Source organism: Dactylosporangium vinaceum, from assembly GCF_019904175.1.
GTDB lineage: Bacteria > Actinomycetota > Actinomycetes > Mycobacteriales > Micromonosporaceae > Dactylosporangium > Dactylosporangium vinaceum.
In genome coordinates, this window is record NZ_CP061913.1 from 9123293 (window position 1) to 9144379 (window position 21087).

General features: G+C 70.6%; 14 protein-coding genes. 12 read left to right on the forward strand and 2 right to left on the reverse strand.

The window, feature by feature from the left end:
• Positions 1-182: 182 nt before the first annotated feature.
• A complete protein-coding gene (locus Dvina_RS40825; protein WP_246655642.1) occupies positions 183-983 on the reverse strand; it encodes an HAD family hydrolase in 801 nt (266 codons plus the stop codon).
• Positions 984-1188: 205 nt separating this feature from the next.
• On the opposite strand from Dvina_RS40825, the gene Dvina_RS40830 reads away from it, so the two are divergent.
• The 7 genes from Dvina_RS40830 (at position 1189) to Dvina_RS40860 (ending at position 12680) form a co-directional block, all read left to right on the forward strand.
• On the forward strand, positions 1189-1341 hold the full coding sequence (locus Dvina_RS40830) for a hypothetical protein (protein WP_223095457.1): 153 nt from the start codon (positions 1189-1191) through the stop codon (positions 1339-1341).
• Between the two features lie 319 nt (positions 1342-1660).
• Positions 1661-2269 (forward strand): vWA domain-containing protein, encoded by a 609-nt coding sequence (locus Dvina_RS40835; RefSeq protein WP_223095459.1) that lies wholly within the window; start codon positions 1661-1663, stop codon positions 2267-2269.
• Positions 2269-3636, forward strand: coding sequence for a protein kinase domain-containing protein (locus Dvina_RS40840; RefSeq protein ID WP_223095460.1), 1368 nt, complete (start codon positions 2269-2271; stop codon positions 3634-3636). The genes Dvina_RS40835 and Dvina_RS40840 overlap by 1 nt, the downstream gene beginning before the upstream one ends.
• Positions 3626-6964, forward strand: a complete 3339-nt coding sequence (locus tag Dvina_RS40845) for a DEAD/DEAH box helicase (protein ID WP_223095462.1) — start codon at positions 3626-3628, stop codon at positions 6962-6964. Before Dvina_RS40840 ends, Dvina_RS40845 begins: the two co-directional genes overlap by 11 nt.
• Positions 6965-7058: 94 nt before the next feature.
• Positions 7059-8498, forward strand: coding sequence for a hypothetical protein (locus Dvina_RS40850; RefSeq protein WP_223095463.1), 1440 nt, complete (start codon positions 7059-7061; stop codon positions 8496-8498).
• Positions 8488-10842, forward strand: a complete 2355-nt coding sequence (locus tag Dvina_RS40855) for an AAA family ATPase (RefSeq protein WP_223095464.1) — start codon at positions 8488-8490, stop codon at positions 10840-10842. Before Dvina_RS40850 ends, Dvina_RS40855 begins: the two co-directional genes overlap by 11 nt.
• Positions 10842-12680 (forward strand): DUF2357 domain-containing protein, encoded by a 1839-nt coding sequence (locus Dvina_RS40860; protein WP_223095466.1) that lies wholly within the window; start codon positions 10842-10844, stop codon positions 12678-12680. Before Dvina_RS40855 ends, Dvina_RS40860 begins: the two co-directional genes overlap by 1 nt.
• A gap of 176 nt (positions 12681-12856) precedes the next feature.
• On the opposite strand, the gene Dvina_RS40865 is transcribed toward Dvina_RS40860, so the two are convergent.
• Positions 12857-13282, reverse strand: coding sequence for an SMI1/KNR4 family protein (locus tag Dvina_RS40865; protein WP_223095468.1), 426 nt, complete (start codon positions 13280-13282; stop codon positions 12857-12859).
• 136 nt (positions 13283-13418) lie between these two features.
• Here Dvina_RS40865 and Dvina_RS40870 point away from each other — a divergent pair, with 136 nt between their 5' ends.
• The 5 genes from Dvina_RS40870 (at position 13419) to Dvina_RS40890 (ending at position 21087) form a co-directional block, all read left to right on the forward strand.
• On the forward strand, positions 13419-14399 hold the full coding sequence (locus Dvina_RS40870) for a hypothetical protein (protein WP_223095470.1): 981 nt from the start codon (positions 13419-13421) through the stop codon (positions 14397-14399).
• A gap of 71 nt (positions 14400-14470) precedes the next feature.
• Positions 14471-16648, forward strand: coding sequence for a TOMM precursor leader peptide-binding protein (locus Dvina_RS40875; protein ID WP_223095472.1), 2178 nt, complete (start codon positions 14471-14473; stop codon positions 16646-16648).
• A gap of 70 nt (positions 16649-16718) precedes the next feature.
• Positions 16719-18110, forward strand: a complete 1392-nt coding sequence (locus Dvina_RS40880; RefSeq protein WP_223095474.1) for a SagB/ThcOx family dehydrogenase — start codon at positions 16719-16721, stop codon at positions 18108-18110.
• Positions 18107-18913, forward strand: coding sequence for an HlyD family secretion protein (locus Dvina_RS40885; RefSeq protein WP_223095476.1), 807 nt, complete (start codon positions 18107-18109; stop codon positions 18911-18913). The genes Dvina_RS40880 and Dvina_RS40885 overlap by 4 nt, the downstream gene beginning before the upstream one ends.
• Positions 18910-21087 carry an NHLP family bacteriocin export ABC transporter peptidase/permease/ATPase subunit gene (locus Dvina_RS40890; RefSeq protein WP_223095478.1) on the forward strand — a complete coding sequence of 726 codons (2178 nt, stop codon included), beginning with the start codon at positions 18910-18912 and terminating at the stop codon, positions 21085-21087. The genes Dvina_RS40885 and Dvina_RS40890 overlap by 4 nt, the downstream gene beginning before the upstream one ends.

Here is a 21087-nt window from a genome sequence, read left to right on the forward strand (position 1 = left end):
CCAGGAGAAGGGCTACGCCACCTCGTGATCCGGCGGTGTCCGGCATTCTCCTGAAGGTCGAGCATGCAGCTCATTCTCGTGCGTCACGGTCTGTCCACCAACAACGTCCGGCTCGCCGACGCCGTGGCCGCCAGAGCCGGTAGCGCCATGAACGACGAGCAGATCCGCGCGGACGCGAGTGACTACCCGGGCCGGGTGCCCGATCCCGGGCTCTTCGCTCTCGGCCGGCGGCAGGTCGAGGCATTGGCAGGGGCGCTGCTCGACGATCGGTTGGTGCGGGCGGTCGACCAGAGCTCGTCACCGCCAGTGACCCGCGTGGCGAGGTCCCCGCTCACGGACATGCCGATGCTCAGCCACTCCTCCAGCGCCGGCAGCACGGCGCGTAGGTCGCCACCTTCGACCGAGACATGCGCGGCCTGACGGGCCTGCGCTGATGCGTTGAATGCGACCGCGAGCCCAACCACCCCGAACAACGGGACATCCGAACGGCCATCACCGACAGCCGCACAATGCAGGACGTCCACACTCATCTCAGCCGCCAAGGCCAGCCCGAAGTCCCGCTTGTCTGATTCGTCAAACAGTTCGGCGACCTCCCCGGTAAAGCGGCCGTCTACCAGTTCCAACCTCGGACCACATGCGCGAACAAAGCCAAACCGATCACACAGATACCGGCTGACCGGCTCCCAGGCTAGCGTGGCGAGCACCGGCACGAGACCTCGCCGACGGCACCATTGCACCGTCTCCGCAACACCGTCCACCAACGGAAGCGATTCAAGGAACCCCCAGACTTGGGCAGGGGCAAAGGTGGCCCAGCCGCGAGCCTCGAGGATGGCAGCCTCTCGGCTGCTCAAGGTACCGGCGCCGTATCCGGCGTGCACCTCCTGAACTACCTCGGCCGACCCAAACAACTCCGCCAGATACAGGCCGCTGCTCGTCGGCGCCAACGTCCCGTCAATGTCAAAAAAGACCAGGCCTAAAGCCACGATCGAACATCTTATCCATCAATCGATGGCATGAAGCCTGTTCCAGGTCCAGTGTGGTCTGGGCGACGGCGGACAGCAGTCAGCCCACGCGGCCTGCCCGTTGCAAACCCGGACCAGCGGACGGGCACGGTCGACATCGGCCTCGGCCGGACGGCGTGACTGCGAGCGGCAGTCACCCGAAGCGGCCCCATGGCGGGGCGTCCCGGTGATCGCGGACGTCTTCCTCCTCATCGGCGCCTTGATCGCTTTCCTGTCCACAGCCGCCAGCGATCGCCGGAGAGTTGCCCGCGAGGACCGCCGCCAATGGGACAAAGCGATCCGCGATGCCGGCGTGGACATCGCAGCCGAGGGCAGATGAGCTCTCCTCACCATCAACATGACCGCAGGCGGGCGCTCACGAGGTGCCGCCGAGCCAATGCCCGATCCGCGGGCACGCGTCGGCCCACGGCCGTCAATGTATGGGCGTGGCATATTTCCGCAATCTGCGATTTGACCATTCACTCCCTTGACATTTTCGTCGCACGTCTGAAATTCTGTCTGGCTCCGCGCCGTCGCTAGACGTCAATGTATGCGCTGAGCATCGTCCGACGATTCGCGGAGGAGTGAACTGCGTGGTGGAGTCCGGAAGCGCACAGCCTGAGACGCTCGCGACCCGGTCCCGGAGAGCGCCACGGCCGATGCCGGTGATCGTGCTGGCCGACGCCAGCGGCAGCATGGACGGCGATAAGATAATCCGGCTCAATGAGAGCATCGGAGCAATGATTCGCGCCTTTGCCATGGAGGACTCCGGGCGAGGCGAGATCCACGTCGCCGTCGTGGCCTTCGGCGGCGCTGAGGCCGTCCTGCACCAGCCCATGACACCGGCGTCACGAACCGCATGGAACGACCTCGCCCACGGCGGACGGACGCCCATGGGCAGCGCGTTCCGGTTGGCTCAGGAGATCCTCGACGACCCGGAGCTCGTTCCGGACCGGGCCTTCCCTCCGGCTCTGGTGCTGGTTTCGGACGGCATGCCGACCGACGCGGACTGGGATTCCCGCCTGGATGCGCTGCTTTCGTCGAAGTGGGGCAGCCGCGCGCTGCGGGTAGCCGTCGGCATCGGAACCGACCGGACGGACGAGGCCGAACAAGTGCTGCGCACGTTCAGCACACCCGGCGTCGGCGTCCTGCGCACGGACCAGGTTCACGACATCAACGGCCTGTTCCGGTGGGTGACGGCCACTGTCACAAGCGCGCTGCACGAGCGAACGGGTCAACGGGCCGTGCGGCTGGAGGAGTTCGACTGATGGCCGTTCAGTCGCCGGCGCCGTGGCCGGCGCGAGTGCGGACGGCGCGCACCGGTCGCCACTTGAATCTGGTCGTCGATGCGCCGCTCGGACGGGGCGGTGAGGGCGTCGTGTTCCGAACTCACCACGGCGGGCTCGCGGTCAAGCTCTGTACCGGCGCCTCGATGGAGCACCTCGAGGACCGGCTGGCGCGGCTGCGCTGGCTGCCGCTGCACGACGTGCCGATCTGCCGGCCGCTCGAACCCCTCGCGGAGCCGCACGTCGGCTACGTGATGGAACTGCTGGAGGATATGGTCGCGTTCCGGGAGATCTGCGGGCCGACGGCGGACGACGTTGCGCGGTGGTACGGCCAAGGCGGCGGACTGCGTCGCCGACTCCGGCTGCTCGCCAAATGCGCCACGATCCTCGGCGTTCTGCACGACCGGGGCATTGTCTACGGCGACGTCTCACCCGGCAACGTACTCATCTCCGCTCAACTGGCCCATGACGAGGTGTGGCTCGTCGACGCGGACAACCTGCAAACGGAGAGCGTCCCGGGCCCCTATCGTCTAGCCACCGCGATGTACACGGCGCCCGAGGTGCTGCGCGGAACATCGGGCAATACGGTTTTCAGCGACGTGTTCTCGTTTGCTGTCCTGGCGTACGAGACGCTCACCACGAACCACCCGTTCATCGGCGACTACGTCGACCAGGGCCCGGCGGACCTGGAGGAGGACGCCCAGCGCGGGCTGCTGCCGTGGATCGGGCACAGCACCGACAACCGCAACCATACTTCGTTCGGCTACCCGCCCGAGACGGTGCTGACCCGGCAGCTGCTGGCCCTGTTTCGGCGCACCTTCGAAGACGGACTGCACGACCCGCGGGCACGGCCGGGTGCCGGAGAGTGGGCCGCTGCCCTGCACAGCGCGGCCGATCGATGCGTCAACTGCTCGAACTGTCCGCACAGCTACATCGTTGCCAGGGAGCAGTGCCCCTGGTGCCGAACCGCCCGCCCCCCAGTCGTCCCGGTGCTCGTGTGGGAACAGCTCACGTTGCCCGGCGACCACCGGCCCGTGACCGTCGAAGACAAAGGCCTGACGCTGTTCGTTCAGGCCGATCGGCCGCTGCAAGTCTTCGCCCGAACCACACACCGGGGGACGCCGGACCCGCTGGCGATGGTCGCCGAGATCGACTGGGACGGCGGCGATGCGCTGGTTCTGCGCAATCGGGGCACTGATGTGATCCGCCGGGTTCCGCGGAAGGGCGGCCTGGGCAGACTGGTCCTCCCAGGCAGCCGCGTTGACGAGTCCGTGTCTGAGGCGTGGACGTGGCACTTCGGTGACGAGCGCCGATCACATCGGATCCTGGAGGTGGCGAGTGTTCGCTGAGGAGCTCCGTCCGGGTGAGATTCGCATCGTGTCGCTGTCCTCCGGGCCGGCCGGACCTGTTCCGAACTGGCTGAGGCGACTTGCGAACATGAAGGCCTCAACGGATCCGACGGATCCGACGTCGTCGCGAGAGGTCGTGCTCCGGCACCGGCCGGCCAGCTCGGAGTTCGACTTGGCGCCCGCCTTCGGCGGTGAACGTCCGATCCGGCTGCGGGTCGCAGACCGCGACAACGTTGACTGGCTCACCGCCTTCGGTAGCACCTTCGTGTGCTGGATCACCGCCGCCACAGACCAAGAGGTCGATGTGCAGTGCCACGCGTTCATCCCCGCAGACGTAGGCCCGAGCATGACGGTCGGCGTCGATGACCGTGTCGCCGAGCAGGTCCGAGTCGCGGGGCACTTGGCGTCAGCCGGTTTCGAACAGATCCGGAGCTGGCTGCGGGCGGAGTTCGCCCTCCCCGCGGTTGCGGGCCAGCCCACCCCGCGATACGTCCACAGTGGCGGACCGAACGGTGACTCGGCGGCCGGCATCCGCTCGCTGACGCTGCTCGGCCGGAGGTGGGTCGCCGACGTCGCTCTCGTCGACAGCGCCCTGCGCGTCGTGCGGCTCACTGACGCGCCGTCACGGCAGCGTGACCGCTGGGTCCGGCTCAGCCCGGTCGACCTGCGGTTCGTCGATCGCGGTGACGAGGCCGCGGCGAGCGAGGCCATCAAGGCTGCGCTGCAGGGCCTCTCGTCGGACGGACACCGGTACCTCGACCTGTGGCAGCAATACAACGAGATCGAACGCGAGTCTCTGGTCGAGGACGCCCAACGGATGAAGTCGGCCCGGTACCACTCGTGCCACGTGACCGCCGGTGGTCTCTGGCGCTTCCAGCTGCAGCCCGACGAACGAGCCGCGGTGTTCTTGCACGCGGTGTCTGCAGTCTCCGGGAAGCTTCAACTCGAGGCGTCGACTGAGCTGCCGCCCGAACTGCAGGAAGGACGCGGGCGACCCGCCGCCGGAGTGCACGGCGAGGTCCGCGACGCGAACAAGCCGAACTGGACGGTCGACCTCGCGGTGGACGGGGACGAGGCCCCGCCATCGGCCGGGCACCTGTTCCGCTCGCTGTCCGGGGACCGCACTCGCCTGCGCCGACGCGATGTGGCCCGAGAGCGCATCGCGACGGATCAGGCCGAGTTGCCCGGGCTGCGGCTGCTCATCGAGGGTGAGCAGCGGCCCGGCGCGAAGCAACGCGAGGGCAACCGCTTCCGCAAGGTCATCAGTAAGGTCGTCAATCCCTCCGGAGACGCGGCGTCGTACGGGCCGCAGGCCGACGCGCTTGAATTGGCGCTGCGGACACCGGACATCCTCCTTGTCCAGGGACCTCCCGGCACCGGCAAGACCCGCTTCATCGCGGACCTGCTCCGCTGCCTGGACGAGCTCGGGGAACGAACGGTCACCATGCAGCGCACCCTGCTCTCCAGCGTCCAGCACGACGCGGTGGACAACGTCGCCCGAAAGGCGCGCCGGCACGGCCTGCCACCGTCCCGGGTCGGTGCGCGACGCGGCCGGGACTGGGAGAGCGCCCGCGAGTGGCGCGACGAGGTCGTCGCATCGCTCGATCAGTACTTGCGGGAGCACCGTCCGGCGTCGGCCCGCAGTGACGCCGCCCGGCGGCTGCGCGAGCTGGCAGCGTCGTACGAAGGGCACCCGATGACCGGTCCCGATCTGGTCGGGCTGCTTCGCACCGTACGGGAGCTGGCCGGCCCCCGGCTGCCGGGTGAGCTGCGTGACGAGCTTGACCGGCTGCTCGCCGACCGGTCGGTCGTGGACCGGGTCGCCGCTTCGCTGGCCGACGCCGAGCGGCAGCGCTTGTCCCGAGAGGCACGATCGATTCGGGTCACGGCAGCCGCATTCGCCGACGACGGTCCACAGCGCGCCGCCCGCGCCCGGCAGGAGCTGGACCGATTACTTGACGACCGGGCCCGTCTGGCGCTGCGGGCGGCCGTGGAGGCCGGTCCCGAACCGGCCGCCGACCTGCTGACCGAGCTGGCCGAGATACGGGTCGACGTCCTCGGACGGCTCGCCGACGACGCGTCGGTGCTGCACACACCGACATACGATCCCGACGTTGAGGCACTACTGCATCTCGTCGCGGAGGCCGCGGCCGAAGAGGTGGCCGGCACGGCCGACAGCGCCGACGAGGTCCTCCTCGCCTACCGCGAAGATCTTCGACAGGACCTGCCATTGGTCGAATCGACGCTGGCGCGGTACAACGCGGTACTCGCCTCGACCGTCCAGCACGCGAACTCAGATGAAATGTCGCGACTCATCGATGCACCGCTGCCCGTGTTCGACACAGTCGTCGTCGACGAGGCGGCTCGGGCCAACCCGCTCGACCTGATGATTCCGATGGCACTCGCCCGCCGGCGCATCATCCTCGTCGGCGACCACCGCCAGCTGCCGCATGTACTGGAGCAGAAAATCGAACGAGAGCTGCGCCGCAACCGCACGCTCGAGGGCTCCGAGCTGGCCAAGAGCCTGTTCGAGCGGTGGTTCGAGCTGTTCGAGGGAACGACGCCGGTGCGGACCATTCAGCTGAGGACGCAGTTCCGGATGCACCCTGAGCTCGGCCGTTTCGTCAGTGAGGTCTTCTACGGCGGCCCCAACATGATCGACTCGGACCCGTCGACGAAGCGCCTGACGCATGAACTGTCCACGTATGCCGGCAAGCTGGCGGCATGGATCGACGTGCCGGCCGCGGCCGGAGGCGAGGAGCGCAACGGAACGAGCTGGACCCGACCGGCTGAGGCGAAACGCCTGGTCCGGGAGCTTTCAGCGCTGTCCGCCCTGGACTGTGACCGGAAGCTTTCGTTCGGGGTGATCACGTTCTACAAGGCCCAGCAGGAGCTGTTGGAGGCGGAGCTCCAGCAGGCCGGGCTGGCCGTGGCTGACGACGACGGAGCGTTCGTGCCCGTGCCGGCGATGGAGCTCACCGCCGAGGATCGGCCGCGGCCTCGGCTGCGGGTCGGCACCGTTGACGCGTTCCAGGGCATGGAGTTCGATGTTGTCCTACTGTCCGTGACGCGCAGCAGCACGGCACAACAGCCGCTCGGCAGTCCTGCCGACGCCGTTCGACGGTACGGACATCTGCTCAGCGACAGCCGGATGTGCGTGGCGATGAGCCGGCAGCGGCGCTTGCTCATCGCCGTCGGCGACGCGGCCATGGCTGAGCGTTCGGCCACACCGGAGATGCCGGGCCGGCCGGGCCGGTCGGTCGCCGAGGGCATCGTCGCGTTCCGCGAGTTCTGCGAGGGGGTGCACGGTGCCGGCATTCGGTCCTGAGTGTCCAGTCGTCCGGCCTGAATTTGCCGAGGTTCGCGGCGCACAGCGGTGGCTGCTCTGGCCCGCGCTGCGGTACCGAGTGGTATCGCCGCTGGTGTACCAGGATCGGCTCAACGTATTCCAGGTCGCCGTGCTGGGCCTGGCTCGGGCCGGATTCCGCGAGCCGGGCGACATCGGACCGCTCCTGGGTCTGGATGGTGAAATCGTCAAGCTGGTCCGCTCGGACCTGCAGGTACTGGGCCACCTCGACAGGTACGGCGTGCTGACGGCCAACGGCCGCAACGCCTTGCATGACGGGTTTCCCGACCCGACCCGGACCATTACGACGTACGTCTATCAAGACGTCACCACGGGCACCCTGTGGCCGGCCTCGACCGTCGAGCCGGAGCACTGCCGGTGCGACTGGCGGAGCCCGCGTTCGGCCACACTCCAGCTGCGCACTGCCGGGGCGCCGCTGCGGGTCTCGGCATTCGCCGTCCACCCTGAGGGTACAACCAATACCGAGCCGCCGGCGCACGAGCAGGTCGTGGAGGCGGTCGCACGGGGCGAGGCAGCGAAGCGGCAGGGTAGCGGCCACACCCGGCGGTTGCGGACCGACGCACCGCAGCGAATCGTTTCCCGCGTATCGGTGATGACCGAGGGGCAGCCCGTGTGGATCCCGCTGCCGCTACGGACGCACAGCCAACGTGGCGGCGCCGACAGCGCGGTGACATGGGACGCGATCAGCCCGTTCGGCGGACACGCCAGCCCGTACCTTCGGCGGCTGGTGGCGATCCAGATTCAGCGGTCGCCGTCGCTGCGTGAGCACGTTGAGCGGTTCATCGGCCGACGGACCGAGGGCCTGCTGTCCGAGTTCGACCTCCTGGACGTCAAGCTGCGGCGCAGCATCGGCGAGACGCTCGAACAACGCTTCACCGACCGCATACGTTCCGAGAAGGAGCTGTTCGAGGTGCTCACCCTGCTGGAACAAGCTATCGACCAGGCGCGCCGGCACGGTGACGGCAGCCGCGAGGTCGCCGAGGCCGCCCGGTTCGCCTGGAGCGTTCACGAGCTCGTACTGCGCCGCATCGTGGCCCAGCATCGGCCGCCGCAGAGCGAACTCGACCGGCTCCGCGACCCGCTCGTGCGTCAGCTCGGCGAGTGCTGCCAGCGGCTCGGTATGTCGTTCGGCGAGCAGGCTCCCCTTCGACTCATGAAGGCCAGTCAGGTGAAGGAGCTGTTCAACGCCGGAGCCGAGAAACGGCCGCCGACGGCCCCCTTGTTGCTGGCTGCCTCACTCGTCAGCGCCGCACACGGTGGACCCGACCATCCATTTCGTCAGATAGCGGCCGCCCGGTCGACGTTGATCGGCGACCTGATTCACCTGTCAGGGGACCGGAACAGCGGGTCGCATGCCGCCCCGAAAGCCATGAATCTCGAGTTCGGCGAGACCGCCTGGCGGCTCGCCCAGGACACCGCAGCGGCCTACCTCGGCATGCCGCTGCCGGATCTGAGCACACGCAGCGAAAGGGACAGCTCTACGCATGGGCGGTAGGCGAAAGACGTCGAACATCCCTCCGGGCCAGCGGCGGCCGGCGCTGCAGCCGGCTGCCGACAAGCTGGATCTCGCGGCGGCGGCCAAGCGCGCCGCGGACGACACAGAGGTCCGTGCGGCACTCGCCGAGCAGGGCATAGAGCCTCCGGCGAACGACGACAAGGCGGTGCTGTCTGCGTACGACGAGCTGTTGCGCCAGGCATCCGCATACGAGCGGGCAGCGGCCGCCGCACGGGAGCGGACGGGCGCCGCCGCTGATGCCGAGGCCGTCGCCCGCGAGAGGGAGCAGTTGGCCGCGGATGCCAGAGCGGCCGCGGAGGCTGATCGCCGCCGGCTCGCCGCGGCCGAGGACGAGCTCAAGGGGCGCCTGTCCCGGTTCACCGCCGACGAGGCGCACCTCAAAGTGCGCGGCGATGAGGTGACGGCCCTTGAGCGGGAAGCCCGGGACGGCTTCGCCGCGCAGGCCCGGGCGGCACGGCTCGAACTCGAGGCCGAGCTGGACCTCCGTCGGCAGACCGCACAGCTCGAGGCCGAGCAGCAGCGGCGTCAACTCGCCGAGGAACACGCCAAGCAGACCGCGCTACTTGAGCGGGACCGCGCGGCGCTGCGCCGGTCGGAGGAGGAGCTGCGCTTCGAGAAAGGGGCGTTGCGGGGACAACAGATCCTGCTGGAGCGCAAGCTCGACGACCTGGACAAGGAGATCCAGGCCCGTGCCGCAGCTGACATCGCCGCCCTCGACCGCGACCTGCAAGTCCTGCGGATCCAGCACGACGCCCAGGTCGACACGATCGCCGAGCTCCGCAAGCTCGTATCCGAGCGCGACGAACAGTTGCTGCGCGTCGGCGGCACCGACCCTCGCTACCTGATCGACGAACGCGACCGGCTGGCCGCGGACAACGCCGAGCTGCGTGGGAAATTGGCCGAGCGGCTGTCCGACGACGACCATCACCGGCTGCGCTGGCTGGAGCAGCAGTACCGCGAGGCCGCCGGCGACCGCGACCGCCTGGCCTATCGGGTACAGGAGCTGGAGGCGGACGTTCTCGCCGGCCGCATCAACAACCTGCAGATGAAGCAGCTCAGCGACGCCGAAGCGCATTACGCGTTGCTAACCCGCGGGTACGAGAGCCGCATCGCCGAGCTTCAGGGGGTCCTTGAGCAGCTGACCCAGGACCGCCCCGACCCCGGTACGCCGCTGTTTCCACGCTGCGTCGCGATGGACGACGACCCGTTGCTGAGCGAGCGGGGCGCGATAAGTGCCGACCGGCCTGACCTGTCGCGGCTCGCGCGGTCGCTGCAGACGGTCATGTTCGCCGACAGCCAGCGCGCGTATCGGCTCAACGACGTATGTGTCCTGCTCGGCGGGCTGGCGATGAGCCGGTTGCACCTGCTGGAGGGTATGAGCGGCATCGGCAAGACGTCGCTTCCGGTCGCACTGGCCAAGGCTCTTGGCACCGAGTGCGCCGTCGTGGAGGTACAGGCCGGCTGGCGCGACCGGACAGATCTATTCGGCCACCACAACACCTTCGAGCGGCGATTCGAGGAGTCCGAGTTCCTGCAAGCGTTGTATCTGGCGCAGACGCCGCGTTACCGGGAGCGGCCGTTCTTCATCGTCCTCGACGAGATGAACCTGGCCCGGCCAGAGCAGTACTTTTCTGTGCTGCTCTCACAGCTGGAGCGGGCGGGTGCCCCGATCCAGCTCGTCACCCGAGGCGCTGGTCGGGCACCGAAGGGGCTGGTGAACGGCACGCACATCAGCCTGCCGGACAACGTGTGGTTCATCGGCACCGCGAATCAGGACGAGTCGACGCTTGAGTTCGCTGACAAGACCTACAACCGGTCACATGTGATGGAATTGCCGGCGCAGCGCCCATGGTTGGCGTCACATGGAACGATCCCGGACATCGAACGGTACAGCGCCGAAGAGCTGCGCCGAACCTTCCGAGAGGCGAAACGGCAACACATCTCGGATGTCCGCGAGGTGCGCGGATTCCTGGGCGAGGTCGCCGACGATCTGCGCGAGCACGGCCGGCTCGTTGTTGCGCCGCGACTCCAGCGGCAGCTGGAGATGTTCGTGCCCGTCGTCGTCGCGGCACACGCCGGCAACCCGGTCGAAGAGCGGCCCGACGCCGAGGACGCCGCGCAAGACGGTCGGTCACTTGCGGCCGACCACTTTCTGGCTCGCAAGGTTCTCCGGTCTTTGCGGGGTCGCTACGACGTCACCCCGGGCGGCCTGGGCAAGATCCGTGACACCATCCGCACCGCGTGGGAACTGTGCGGCCTGAGCGGCGTTCCGGTACGGTGCGTCGCGCTTCTCGACGACGAGCAGCGGCGCCGGGAAGGCTGATGGGCGACCGACCGGCTGATCCGGATCCGCTCGTTGTGGGCACCGTCGTCGACGTCGCCCGAGCGCTGCGCACGGCCGCCACGATCGACACGTGGTTGGGCGCCACCATGTTCGTGCCCGACGCGTCTCGTCACGCCGAGTTGAGCTCGCTGGAGAACGCCGTCCTCAACGGGCTCGACGTGCTGACCGATGTCTGCCTTCGGCCGCATGACCGGCTAGACCGGGTCGACGAGCTGGTGCGGGTGGACCTGGCCCGTCGAGTGCCGCCCGCTGGGCTGATACGGCTCGCGGGGCACACCGAGGATTGGGCCGGCGTCGAGCATGGGAGGATCCAGCCCCAGCGAGTCCTGTCGCAGCGGTTCGCAGAACACGTCGACTTCTATGAGAACCGGGTCGCCGCGCAACTCGTCGACCGGCTCAACGAGCACCTGACCCGGCGCATCCGCGAATTGAGCACCCTCGCCGACGGGCTCAGCGATTTCGACGAGTACAACCAGGCGCTCACGCAGGCCCAGTCCTGGCGCCGCCTCGAGCGGGTCGCCCGGCTCGTCGCGCAGGCGATCGTCGACACCACCCCGTCACGGTTGGTGCTCGCCGACACTCTGACGGTACTCCGCAGGGCTCGCGCCCGGCTGTCGGCCCTGCATGGATCGCCGGTACTGCGGCGGGCCAATCGCCGCGTCCTGGTCCCGATCCGGCTCAGGCACACCAACCTATTTGTAAACGACGGACGATACCGAAAGATTGGTGCGCTGTGGGAACAGTGGGCCGTCGCCGAGTCCGCCGCCGTGGCCGACGCCCGGTCGGCACAGGAGGCGTTCCCGGCGGCGTACGCGCACTACGTGGCCGCGCTTTCACTCCGGGCGCTGGCGGTGCTCGGCTACAAGCCAGTGGCCGCCGAAGACGCGCTGCCGGCACCGGGTTCGGCAGTGGTCCTCCGTAGCCCGGCCGGCGAGATCACCTGGTCGCCCGCGGAGGACGGCACGCTGAGCATGACCGCGAACGGGCGGCGACTCGCCCGGGTCGAGCCGATCGTCGACGACCTTGGCAATGCAAAGGCGGAGCAGACCCGATCTGCCGTACTCGCACGGTCGGACTCTCGGACGATCCTGGTGTACCCAGGGCTCCGCGCCGGACGGAGCGTGGCGGCGCACCCGTCCGGGTTCGGTTCAGCGGCGTGCCTGGTGCCGGTGACACCATTGGAGATCGAGGGCGAAGAGCGGCTCGCGCGAGCGCTGCGCTGGGTGCTGCAGGGCCGTCGGTTTCTGGAGGAGTACCCCCCGACCGCCGATCTGTCCGCCAGCGTCCCGGCCGGTGAGGCCGACTGGTGGCAACTGGACGGCCCGACGCGCATCGCAGTAACGCGCCGGCCGACCGCGGAAGAAGCCGACGCGCTCGTCTACGCGACGGTCGGACGCGACAGGGATCCACGACGGTCAGCGGTGGCCGTACGGTCGCATGCGGCGGCAGCGATCGAAGCCGCTACGCGGTCATTCAGCCTGTTCGAGACTTGCCCGGTCTGTCACGCCACCGAATCCGAACTGCTTGCGCGGGACAGGAACACCTTTCAGTGCCGATGCGCGGCATGCAGCACTGGGTGGGGCGTCCGCCTTTGCGGTTCCTGCCGGCGGACTTACCCGGTGCTGTGGCTGCGCAACGTCCGCCCCGACGGGTATGACGGCGACCGGCTGGATGTGACGGCAGGGGCCGACCTTCTGGCCGTACCATGCGCCGACGACGATCTTGAGCCCGGTACCCGATTCCGCTGCCCCTGGTGCCAAGTCTGCGCGGGCCAGCCCAACTGCGGCTGCCCGACCGCAGTACCCGAGCAGGAATAGCGTTGTTTGCTGAGCGTCTCGGCCCTCGACACGGGCATACCGCCTGCATCTTCGAGCCGAAGGCGAGGTGATTTCGCGGACCCCTTTTGCTCGGTCGGTCAATGCTTGTGGCGGCCTGAAGGAACGTCGGTCGAACCACGTTCGTAATCATCATTATCGGCCGATGGGCGGATGGCTCAACCCAGTCGCAGCAGTCGTGCGAACTCCCCGAAGTCCGATGCGGCTTCGACCCAGTGGCTGCCGTCATGACCCCAGGCCAGACGCAGGACCGGGGGCTCGCTGGGGTTGCGTCGATAGTCGAGAACGATGGCCGCGTCTGATCCCAACCCGAAGTCACCGATGACCAGGGCGAGTTCAGGATCGATCTCATCCAGGGCACCGTATTCGGCCCAGAATCTGCGGCTCTTGCGGATCTTGCTGGCCAGCGTTTGGAACGGCGGCGGGTACAAGAAGAGCGAGGTCTCGCTCGGCGCGAGTCGATCTATGTCCTCCAGAGCTGCCAACGGGCGCAGGTTCTGCGCATGCGCGGAGTCGATCGTCGGCCAGAGCCCGCTCTCGATGAGGCTGCTGAGCCCGGGCGGAACCGCAAGACCATCGCTCACCGACCGAGTATGCCGGAGCAAAGGGCTGGGCGCGCTCGGCTGACGATTGCACGGAACCGTGCGACGGCTGCGCGTATCTCGGCAGCATCGACGGCCGTCGTCATCGGTGGGCCGTGCTGCGCCACATACTCGGGGCATGAACAAGGTCATGGCGGGGGTACTCACGGTGGCGCTGGCCTCGGCGGTCGCCGGGTGTGCGAAGGTCGACCCGGCCGGGGGTACGCCGGCCGGCGCGGCGCCGCAGCCCGGGCTCGCCGTCGCGGCCGCGGAGGCGGTCGTGGCCGCGTTCGACCAGTCGGACTCGGCCGCGTCCAGCGCCGCCGACCCGGCCGGCCTCAAGGCGCAGGAGGTGCCGCCGTCGCTGGACATCAGCCTCGCCGCGGCCAACCGGGCCAAGGCCGCCAAGCGTACGCCGCCGGGATTTCGGCACACCCAGCCCGGGTTCGCCATCCCGGCCGGGGACGCCACGTGCTTCCTGGTCGTGGCGGGGCTGCAGGTCAGCGGCGCCGAGCAGGCGCTCGCCGACGTGACCCAGTTCGTGCGCCAGGACGGGGGCGGGTGGAAGGCCAGCCACAATGTCAGCGTCAGCCAGGCCACCGCCACCCAGGCCCGCGCGCTCGCCGGGCGCCCCGCGGTGCCGACCACGAGCGTGCTTGACGAGCAGCGGCGCACCGAGCTGCAGAACGAGGTGTTCGCGCGCACGACGGGGGCGGGCACCGCGGCGCTGACCGTGCTGGCCTCCAGCAACCTGCTCGACCGGCAGTTCGCCGCCGGGTGGGCCGTGTATCAGCAGCAGCTCGGTGCCGTCGGCATGAGCGCCAAGCGGGAGCTGCGCGGGGCGGAGTGGTCGCAGTGCGCGGCGAGGACCGACTCGGGGGTGTTCACGTTCCTGACCGTCCGGGCCGCGGACACGGTCGCGGGCAGCCCGGGCAAGCCCGCGACGCTCGTGCCGCAGAGCCCGGACCTGCAGGGGCTGGGCAAGTCCGAGGCCGTCTCCGGCGACCGGATCACGATCTCCCGGGTGCAGGTGTTCCTGCTGTTCGTGCCCTCCGCCGCCGGGCAGCCGGCGACGCTGCTGGGCCTCGGCGACGCCCCGACGGCGCTGACGACCGCCTGAATCCGTGCCATCGATGGCCTGCGGGCCCGCCACCTCCTCAGACTGAGTGCCCACCACCAAGGAGATGGCCGATGCGGCGTCCCAGATTCCGAGCGGACTACCGTCCGGTGCGCCTCACGGCCGCGGGCGGGGACTACCTGGTCGTGGCGGGCGAGCACCGGCACCTGCTCATCGAGGACCCGATCGCGGCGGCGCTCGCCGGCCGGCTCGACGGGCACACCGAGACCGCCGCGGTCGTCGAGGGCCTTGCCGGCGCGTACCCCCGCAAGAAGATCGCTCTTGCCCTTCGCCTGCTGACCCGGCTCGGGCTGCTCGCCGACGGCGCCACCGCCGCCCCCGTGGCCGCCGCGGCCGCCTGGGACGCGCGCGGCGTGGACCCGGACCGGGCCGCCGAGCCGCAGCCGGTGCACCTCGTGGACGCCGGGGCGCCGGACTTCGCGGCCCTCGAGGCGCAGCTGCCCGCCCTGGGGATCAAGCCCGGCGCCGACGGGCCGGCGGTCGTCGTGGTGCGTGACCCGGCCGACCCGCGGCTGCGGGCCGTCAATGCCGGGCACCTCGCCGCCGGGACGTCGTGGACTATGATCCGCCCGCACGGGACGGTCCTGCTCGTCGGGCCGCACTTCGTGCCGGGCGAGACCGGGTGCTGGGAGTGCCTGCAGCGGCGCTGGAGCGACAACCAGCCGGTCCTGGCCTACCTCGGCAACGTCGTGGACCCGGCCGTGGCGAGCATCCCGGCGACCGTGGCGATCGCCGCGGGCCTGCTCGCCGCCGAGCTGCCCCGCATCGCGCTCACGGGCCGTGGCGCACTGACGGGGCGGATGCTCACCTACGACACGGTCGCGCTCACCGGCGAGGGGCACGACCTGGTGCGGTGGCCGCACTGCCCCGCCTGCGGCACGCCGCCGTCCGGCAACCCGCGCGTCGAGCTCGCGCCGAGCCCGGTCGCGGTCACGGCCGACGGCGGGTCGCGGGCGGCGGCGGCCGAGGCCACCTACCGGCGCCTGGCCCATCACGTGGACCGGGTGCTGGGGGTGGTGACCCGGCTGGAGCCGATGGAGGACTACCACAACGGGCTCACGTACAGCTACGGCGCCGGCCACAACTTCGCCCTGCCCCGCGGGCCGGCGATGCTGCGCACCAATTTGCGCGGGCTCTCCGGCGGCAAGGGGCGCACCGAGGTGCAGGCGAAGGTGTCGGCGATCGGCGAGGCCATCGAGCGCTACGCCGGCGTGTGGCGCGGCGAGCAGCCGGTGACGCGGGCGCGGTTCGCCGAGACGGCTCACGCGGTACACCCGCGGGACCTTCTGCTCTTCTCCGAGGAGCAGTACGACAGGCGCGAGCCGAGGGGCCACTTCCACCGGGTCCCACGGCGGCTCACCGAGGACCGCGCGATCGACTGGACACAGGCGTGGTCGCTGACCCACGACGAGCCGCGGGGGCTGCCGGCCGCCTACTGCTGGTACGGCCACCCCGATCTCGCCGACGCCGACGTGTGCGGGGCCGACTCCAACGGCTGCGCGGCCGGGGCGAGCCTTCCGGAAGCAGTCCTGCAGGGACTGTGCGAGCTGATCGAGCGCGACGCCGTGGCCCTGTGGTGGTATCACCGCAGCCGCCTGCCGGGCGTCGACCTGGCCTCCTTCGCCGACCCCTGGATCGACGCGCTCACCGCGTTCTACGCCCGTGAGCTCGGGCGTGGCCTGTGGGCCCTGGACCTGAGCGCCGACCTGGGCGTGCCGGTGTACGCGGCGGTCTCCCCGCGGCCGGGGCGGGCCGCCGAAGACATCCTCGTCGGCTTCGGCGCCCACCCCGACCCGGCGGTGGCGCTGAGCCGGGCGCTGTCGGAGGTCAACCAGTTCCTGCCGATGGTCGCCGGGAAGCGCTACGCGGTCTCCGACGCCGAGACGCTCGCCTGGTTCACCACCGCGCGCATCGCCGAGCAGCCCTGGCTGTCCCCTTCGGACGCCGCACCGTCGACGGTCCGCACGCACCTGTCGTCCGCGAGCGGCGACGCGGCCCAGGACGTGCGGGCGATCGTGACCACACTGCAGGCCAAGGGCCTGGACACCATCGTGCTCGACCAGTCCCGCGCCGACCTCGGGCTGCGGGTCGCCCGGGTGGTCGTACCGGGCCTGCGGCACTTCTGGCGGCGCCTCGGTCCGGGCCGCCTCTGGGACGTCCCCGCGCAGCTCGGCCGGGCCGGCCGGGCGGCGGACGAGTCGGCCATGAACCCGCTCAGCGTGTTCTTCTGAAACAATCTTGGGAGCGGCGATGGTACTGGCACAAGTCCCCGTCAAGCGGCCGACCGGATTATCGGAGTCGATGCGCCTGCGCCGCGACGCCACGCTTTCCGCATCGGACGGCGGTGGCCTCATCCTGCGCCAGAGCCGCTTCGAGCTCGTCATGGCCAAGCCCGGCGTCGGGCGGCGCGCACTGCTCCTGCGCCTCGCCGAGCACTGGGTCAGCCACCTCGACGCCAACCGCCTGGTCAGCGAGATCGAGGGCGAGGCCCAGATCATGCGCACCCAGGTACTGCTGCGCCGGCTCGTCATGCACTGCTGGCTCGACCGGCGCATCGCACTCGGCGACCGGCCGCTGCTGGAGGTCATGCCCCAGGGCCTCGGGCAGGCCGGGGCCGAGCCGGAGCGGCGCCACCAGCCCGGCTGCGCGTACCGGCTCTCCCGCTTCGCCGCCCTGCGCGCCCAGGACGGCCGGATGGTCGCCGGCACCCCGCTGTCCACTGTCGACATCGGCCTGCCCGACCCGCGCGTGCTCGGCGCGCTGCTGGCCGCCGCGGCGCAGGACGGCTGCGACGCGGCCTCATTCGCCGCCGCGGCCGGCATCGACGATGTCGCCGCCGGGCGAGTCCTCGACGAGCTGCTCGCCGCCCGGGTCGTCGTCTCCGCCGCGGACCGGGCCGCGGAGAGCGCCCAGCCGCCGCAGGCCCTGTGGTCGCCGGAGGACCTCGGCGTGCACGGCCGGTCCCGGCCCGGGCGGCACGCGCTGCCGATCGGCGGCACCTACCGCTTCACGGGCCGCTTCCCCGCCCCACCCCTGCACGCGAGCTTCCCCGGCCGCCCGTCGGTCGCCCTCACGGTGCCCGAGGCGCGGCCCGGACCGTCGTTCGGCGACGTCCTCGCCGCCCGGCGGACCGTCCGCGAGCACGACGACGAGCACCCGATCACCCTCGCGCAGCTCGGCGAGTTCCTGTACCGCGTCCAGCACACCACCGACATCCGCACGCTCGACGGGCACGAGGTCGGGCGCCGGCCGTACCCCAGCGGCGGCGGCCTGTGCGAGCTGGAGCTGTACCCGATGGTCACCGCCTGCGCCGGGATCGACGCCGGGCTGTATCACTACGACGGCGTCGAGCACCGCCTCGAGCGGGTCGCCCCGCGTGACGCCGCCGCCGAGCGGCTGCTGGGCTACGCGGCCGCGGCGGCGTCGCTGACCCGGCCGCCGCAGGTGCTGCTCGTCGTGACCGCGCGGGTGCAGCGGCTCATGTGGAAGTACGAGGGGCTCGGGTACGCGATGATCCTCAAGAACTGCGGGATCATGACGGAGCTCATGTACCTCGTCGCCGCCGCGATGGGCCTGGCCCCGTGTGCCCTGGGCGCCGGCGACTCCGCCGCGTTCGCCACCCTGTCGGGCCTCGACCCCCTGGTGGAGCCGAGCGTGGCCGACTTCCTTCTCGGATCGAGGGTCCGCCCATGATGTTCCGCCGGCAGGCGCTCAAGCAGCTCGAGGCGCCCGAGGAGCTCGACGACGTCGTCCGGCTCGCCACCGTCCCCGGGTGGCTGCTGACGATCGCGCTGATCATGACCATCGCGGCGACCGGGACATGGGCGGTGTACGGCACCGTGGCCCGCACCGTGCGCGCCGCCGGCGTCCTCGTGCACTCCAACGGCGTCTCCGGCCTCGACGCGACCGCCAGCGGGCAGATCGTGAAGGTGTGGACGGCCGCGACCGTGCGCGTCGCCAAGGGCACCCCGATCTACAGCGCCCAGAAGGCCGACGGCACCGTGGAGACCGTCGGCGCGCCCTGGGACGCCTACGTCGTCAGCCTCGCCATCAACGAGGGCCAGCTCGTGCAGCCCGGCACCCGGGTCGCCGAGATGGAGCGCCTCGACGCCCCCGGCGACGCGCTGCAGGCCGTCGTGTTCGTCCCGGCCAGCTCCGCGCCGCTGCTGCGGGTCGGCAACACCGTCGCGGTCTCGGCGGCCGCGGCGCCGTCCACCGTCTTCGGCACGATGATCGGGGTCGTCAACTCCGTCGGGGCGTTCCCGGAGACGCCGGAGTCGCTGCGCGCGTTCCTCGGCAGCGGGCCCGACGTGCAGGCGCTGCTCGCGGGCGGGGCCGTGGTCCGGGTCGTGGTGCCGCTGCAGATCGACCCGGCCTCCCCCAGCGGCCTGCACTGGACGAAGGCCTCGCCCCCGTTCCAGCTCAACTCCACCAGCCAGATCCAGGCCGTGTTCACGATCGCCGAGGAGCACCCGATCACCTGGCTCCTCGGATGACCGCCGTGATCGACGCGCCGTCCGCGACGGCGCCGCTGCGGCCGAAGGCCCGCCGGGTCAAGACCCCGACCGTGATCCAGATGGAGGCCGTCGAGTGCGGGGCGGCCTCGCTCGGCATCGTCCTGGCCCACTTCGGGCGGCACGTGCCCCTGGAGGAGCTGCGCCAGACCTGCGGCGTGAGCCGGGACGGGTCGACCGCCGTGAGCGTGCTGAAGGCGGCGCGGACTTACGGGCTGGAGGCCAAGGGCTACCAGATGGACGTCGGGGCGCTGGCCAAGACCGACCTGCCCGTCATCCTGTTCTGGCGCTTCGCGCACTTCCTGGTGCTGGAGGGCTTCGGCCGCCGGGTGCACCTCAACGACCCGGCGACCGGGCCGCGCACGACGAGCTGGGAGGACTTCGACGGCTCGTACACCGGTGTCGCGCTCGTCCTGCGCCCCGGGCCCGACTTCCGCCGGGGCGGGCAGCGGTACCGCGTGATGCGCGCCCTGGCCGCCCGCTGGCGCAACCTCGGCTCGATCGTGCCGCAGACGATGCTGCTCGGCGTCATCACCGCGCTGGTCGGCCTCACCATGCCGGTGATGACGTCGGTCTTCGTCGACCGGGTGCTGCTCGGTGACGGGCACGGGGCGATGGCCGGGCTGGTCGCGGCGATGGCCGTGGCGGTGGTCATGACGGTGCTCGCCGGCCTGCTGCAGCAGCGGCTGCTGGTGCGGGCCGAGGCCGCCGTCGCGCTCGGCAGCGCGGCGCGGTTCATGCGCCACCTGCTGCGGCTCCCGCTGTCGTTCTTCGACCAGCGCCAGGCCGCCGACCTCACGAACCGGGTCCGCAGCAACGACACGGTGGCCGCGCTGCTGACCCGGCGCGTCGCCATCACCGCCGTCGACCTGCTGCTGCTCGTCACCTACGGGGTGCTGCTGTGCCGGTACGACATCGTGCTCGGCCTGTGCGCGGTGGCGTTCTCCGGGGCCAACATGGCCGTGCTGCGCTACGTCTCCGCGCAGCGAACCAGCGCCGTGGCCGGCCTCGTCGCCGACCGCGGCAAGCTCTTCGGCACCGTCTACACCACGATCCAGATGGTGGAGTCACTCAAGGCCGCCGGCGAGGAGCAGAAGGGCTTCCAGCGCTTCGCCTCCCGGGCCGCGACAGTCATCTCCGGCCAGCAGAAGCTCGGCGTGCCCACCGCGGCCCTCGCGGTCGTGCCCGCCGTGCTCGCCGCCGCCAACACCGCGGTGCTGCTGAGCCTGGGCAGCTACCGGGTCCTGTCGGGCAGCCTCTCGGTCGGCATCCTGCTGGCCATGCAGGGTCTCATCTCGCTCATGAACCGCCCGGTGGCGAGCCTCACCGCGCTCGGCTCGCAGCTGCAGGACATGAGCGCCGACCTGAGCCGGCTGCGCGACGTGGAGAACTACCCGCTGCCGGGCATCCTCCCGTGGGGCGAGCAGCTGGCGCCGATGGAGGGTCACCTGCGTATCCGGGGCGTCACCTTCGGGTACAACCCGCTGACCAAGCCGCTGCTGGACGGCTTCGAGCTCGACGTGCCGCCCGGCTCCCGCGTCGCGCTCGTCGGCGGCTCCGGCAGCGGCAAGTCGACAGTCGGGCGGCTCGTCGCCGGGCTCTACAGACCCTGGTCGGGCGAGATCACCATCGACGGGCAGGGCCGCGAGGCCGTCGACCCGGACCTGTGGTCGGCCACCGTCGCCCTGGTCGACCAGGACCAGCTGCTCTTCGAGGGCACCGTGCGCGACAACGTGACCCTGTGGGACCCGACAGTCCCCGACGAGGTGCTCATCGAGGCGCTCACCGACGCCGGCATCTACGCCGAGGTCGCGAGCCGCCCCGGGGGCCTGGCCAGCAAGGTCGCCGAGGGCGGCAAGAACTTCTCGGGCGGGCAGCGCCAGCGGCTGGAGATCGCCCGTGCCCTGGTCCGCCAGCCCAGCGTGCTCATCCTCGACGAGGCCACCAGCGCCCTGGACGCCGAGACCGAGCGGCTCATCGACCACAACCTGCGCCGCCGCGGGGCCACCTGCCTGGTGGTCGCGCACCGGCTGTCCACGATCCGTGACGCCGACCTCATCGTCGTGCTCGACCGCGGCGGCGAGGTGGAGCGCGGCACGCACGAGGCGCTCATGGCCGCCGACGGCGTGTACGCGTCCCTCGTCCGCGACCAGTGA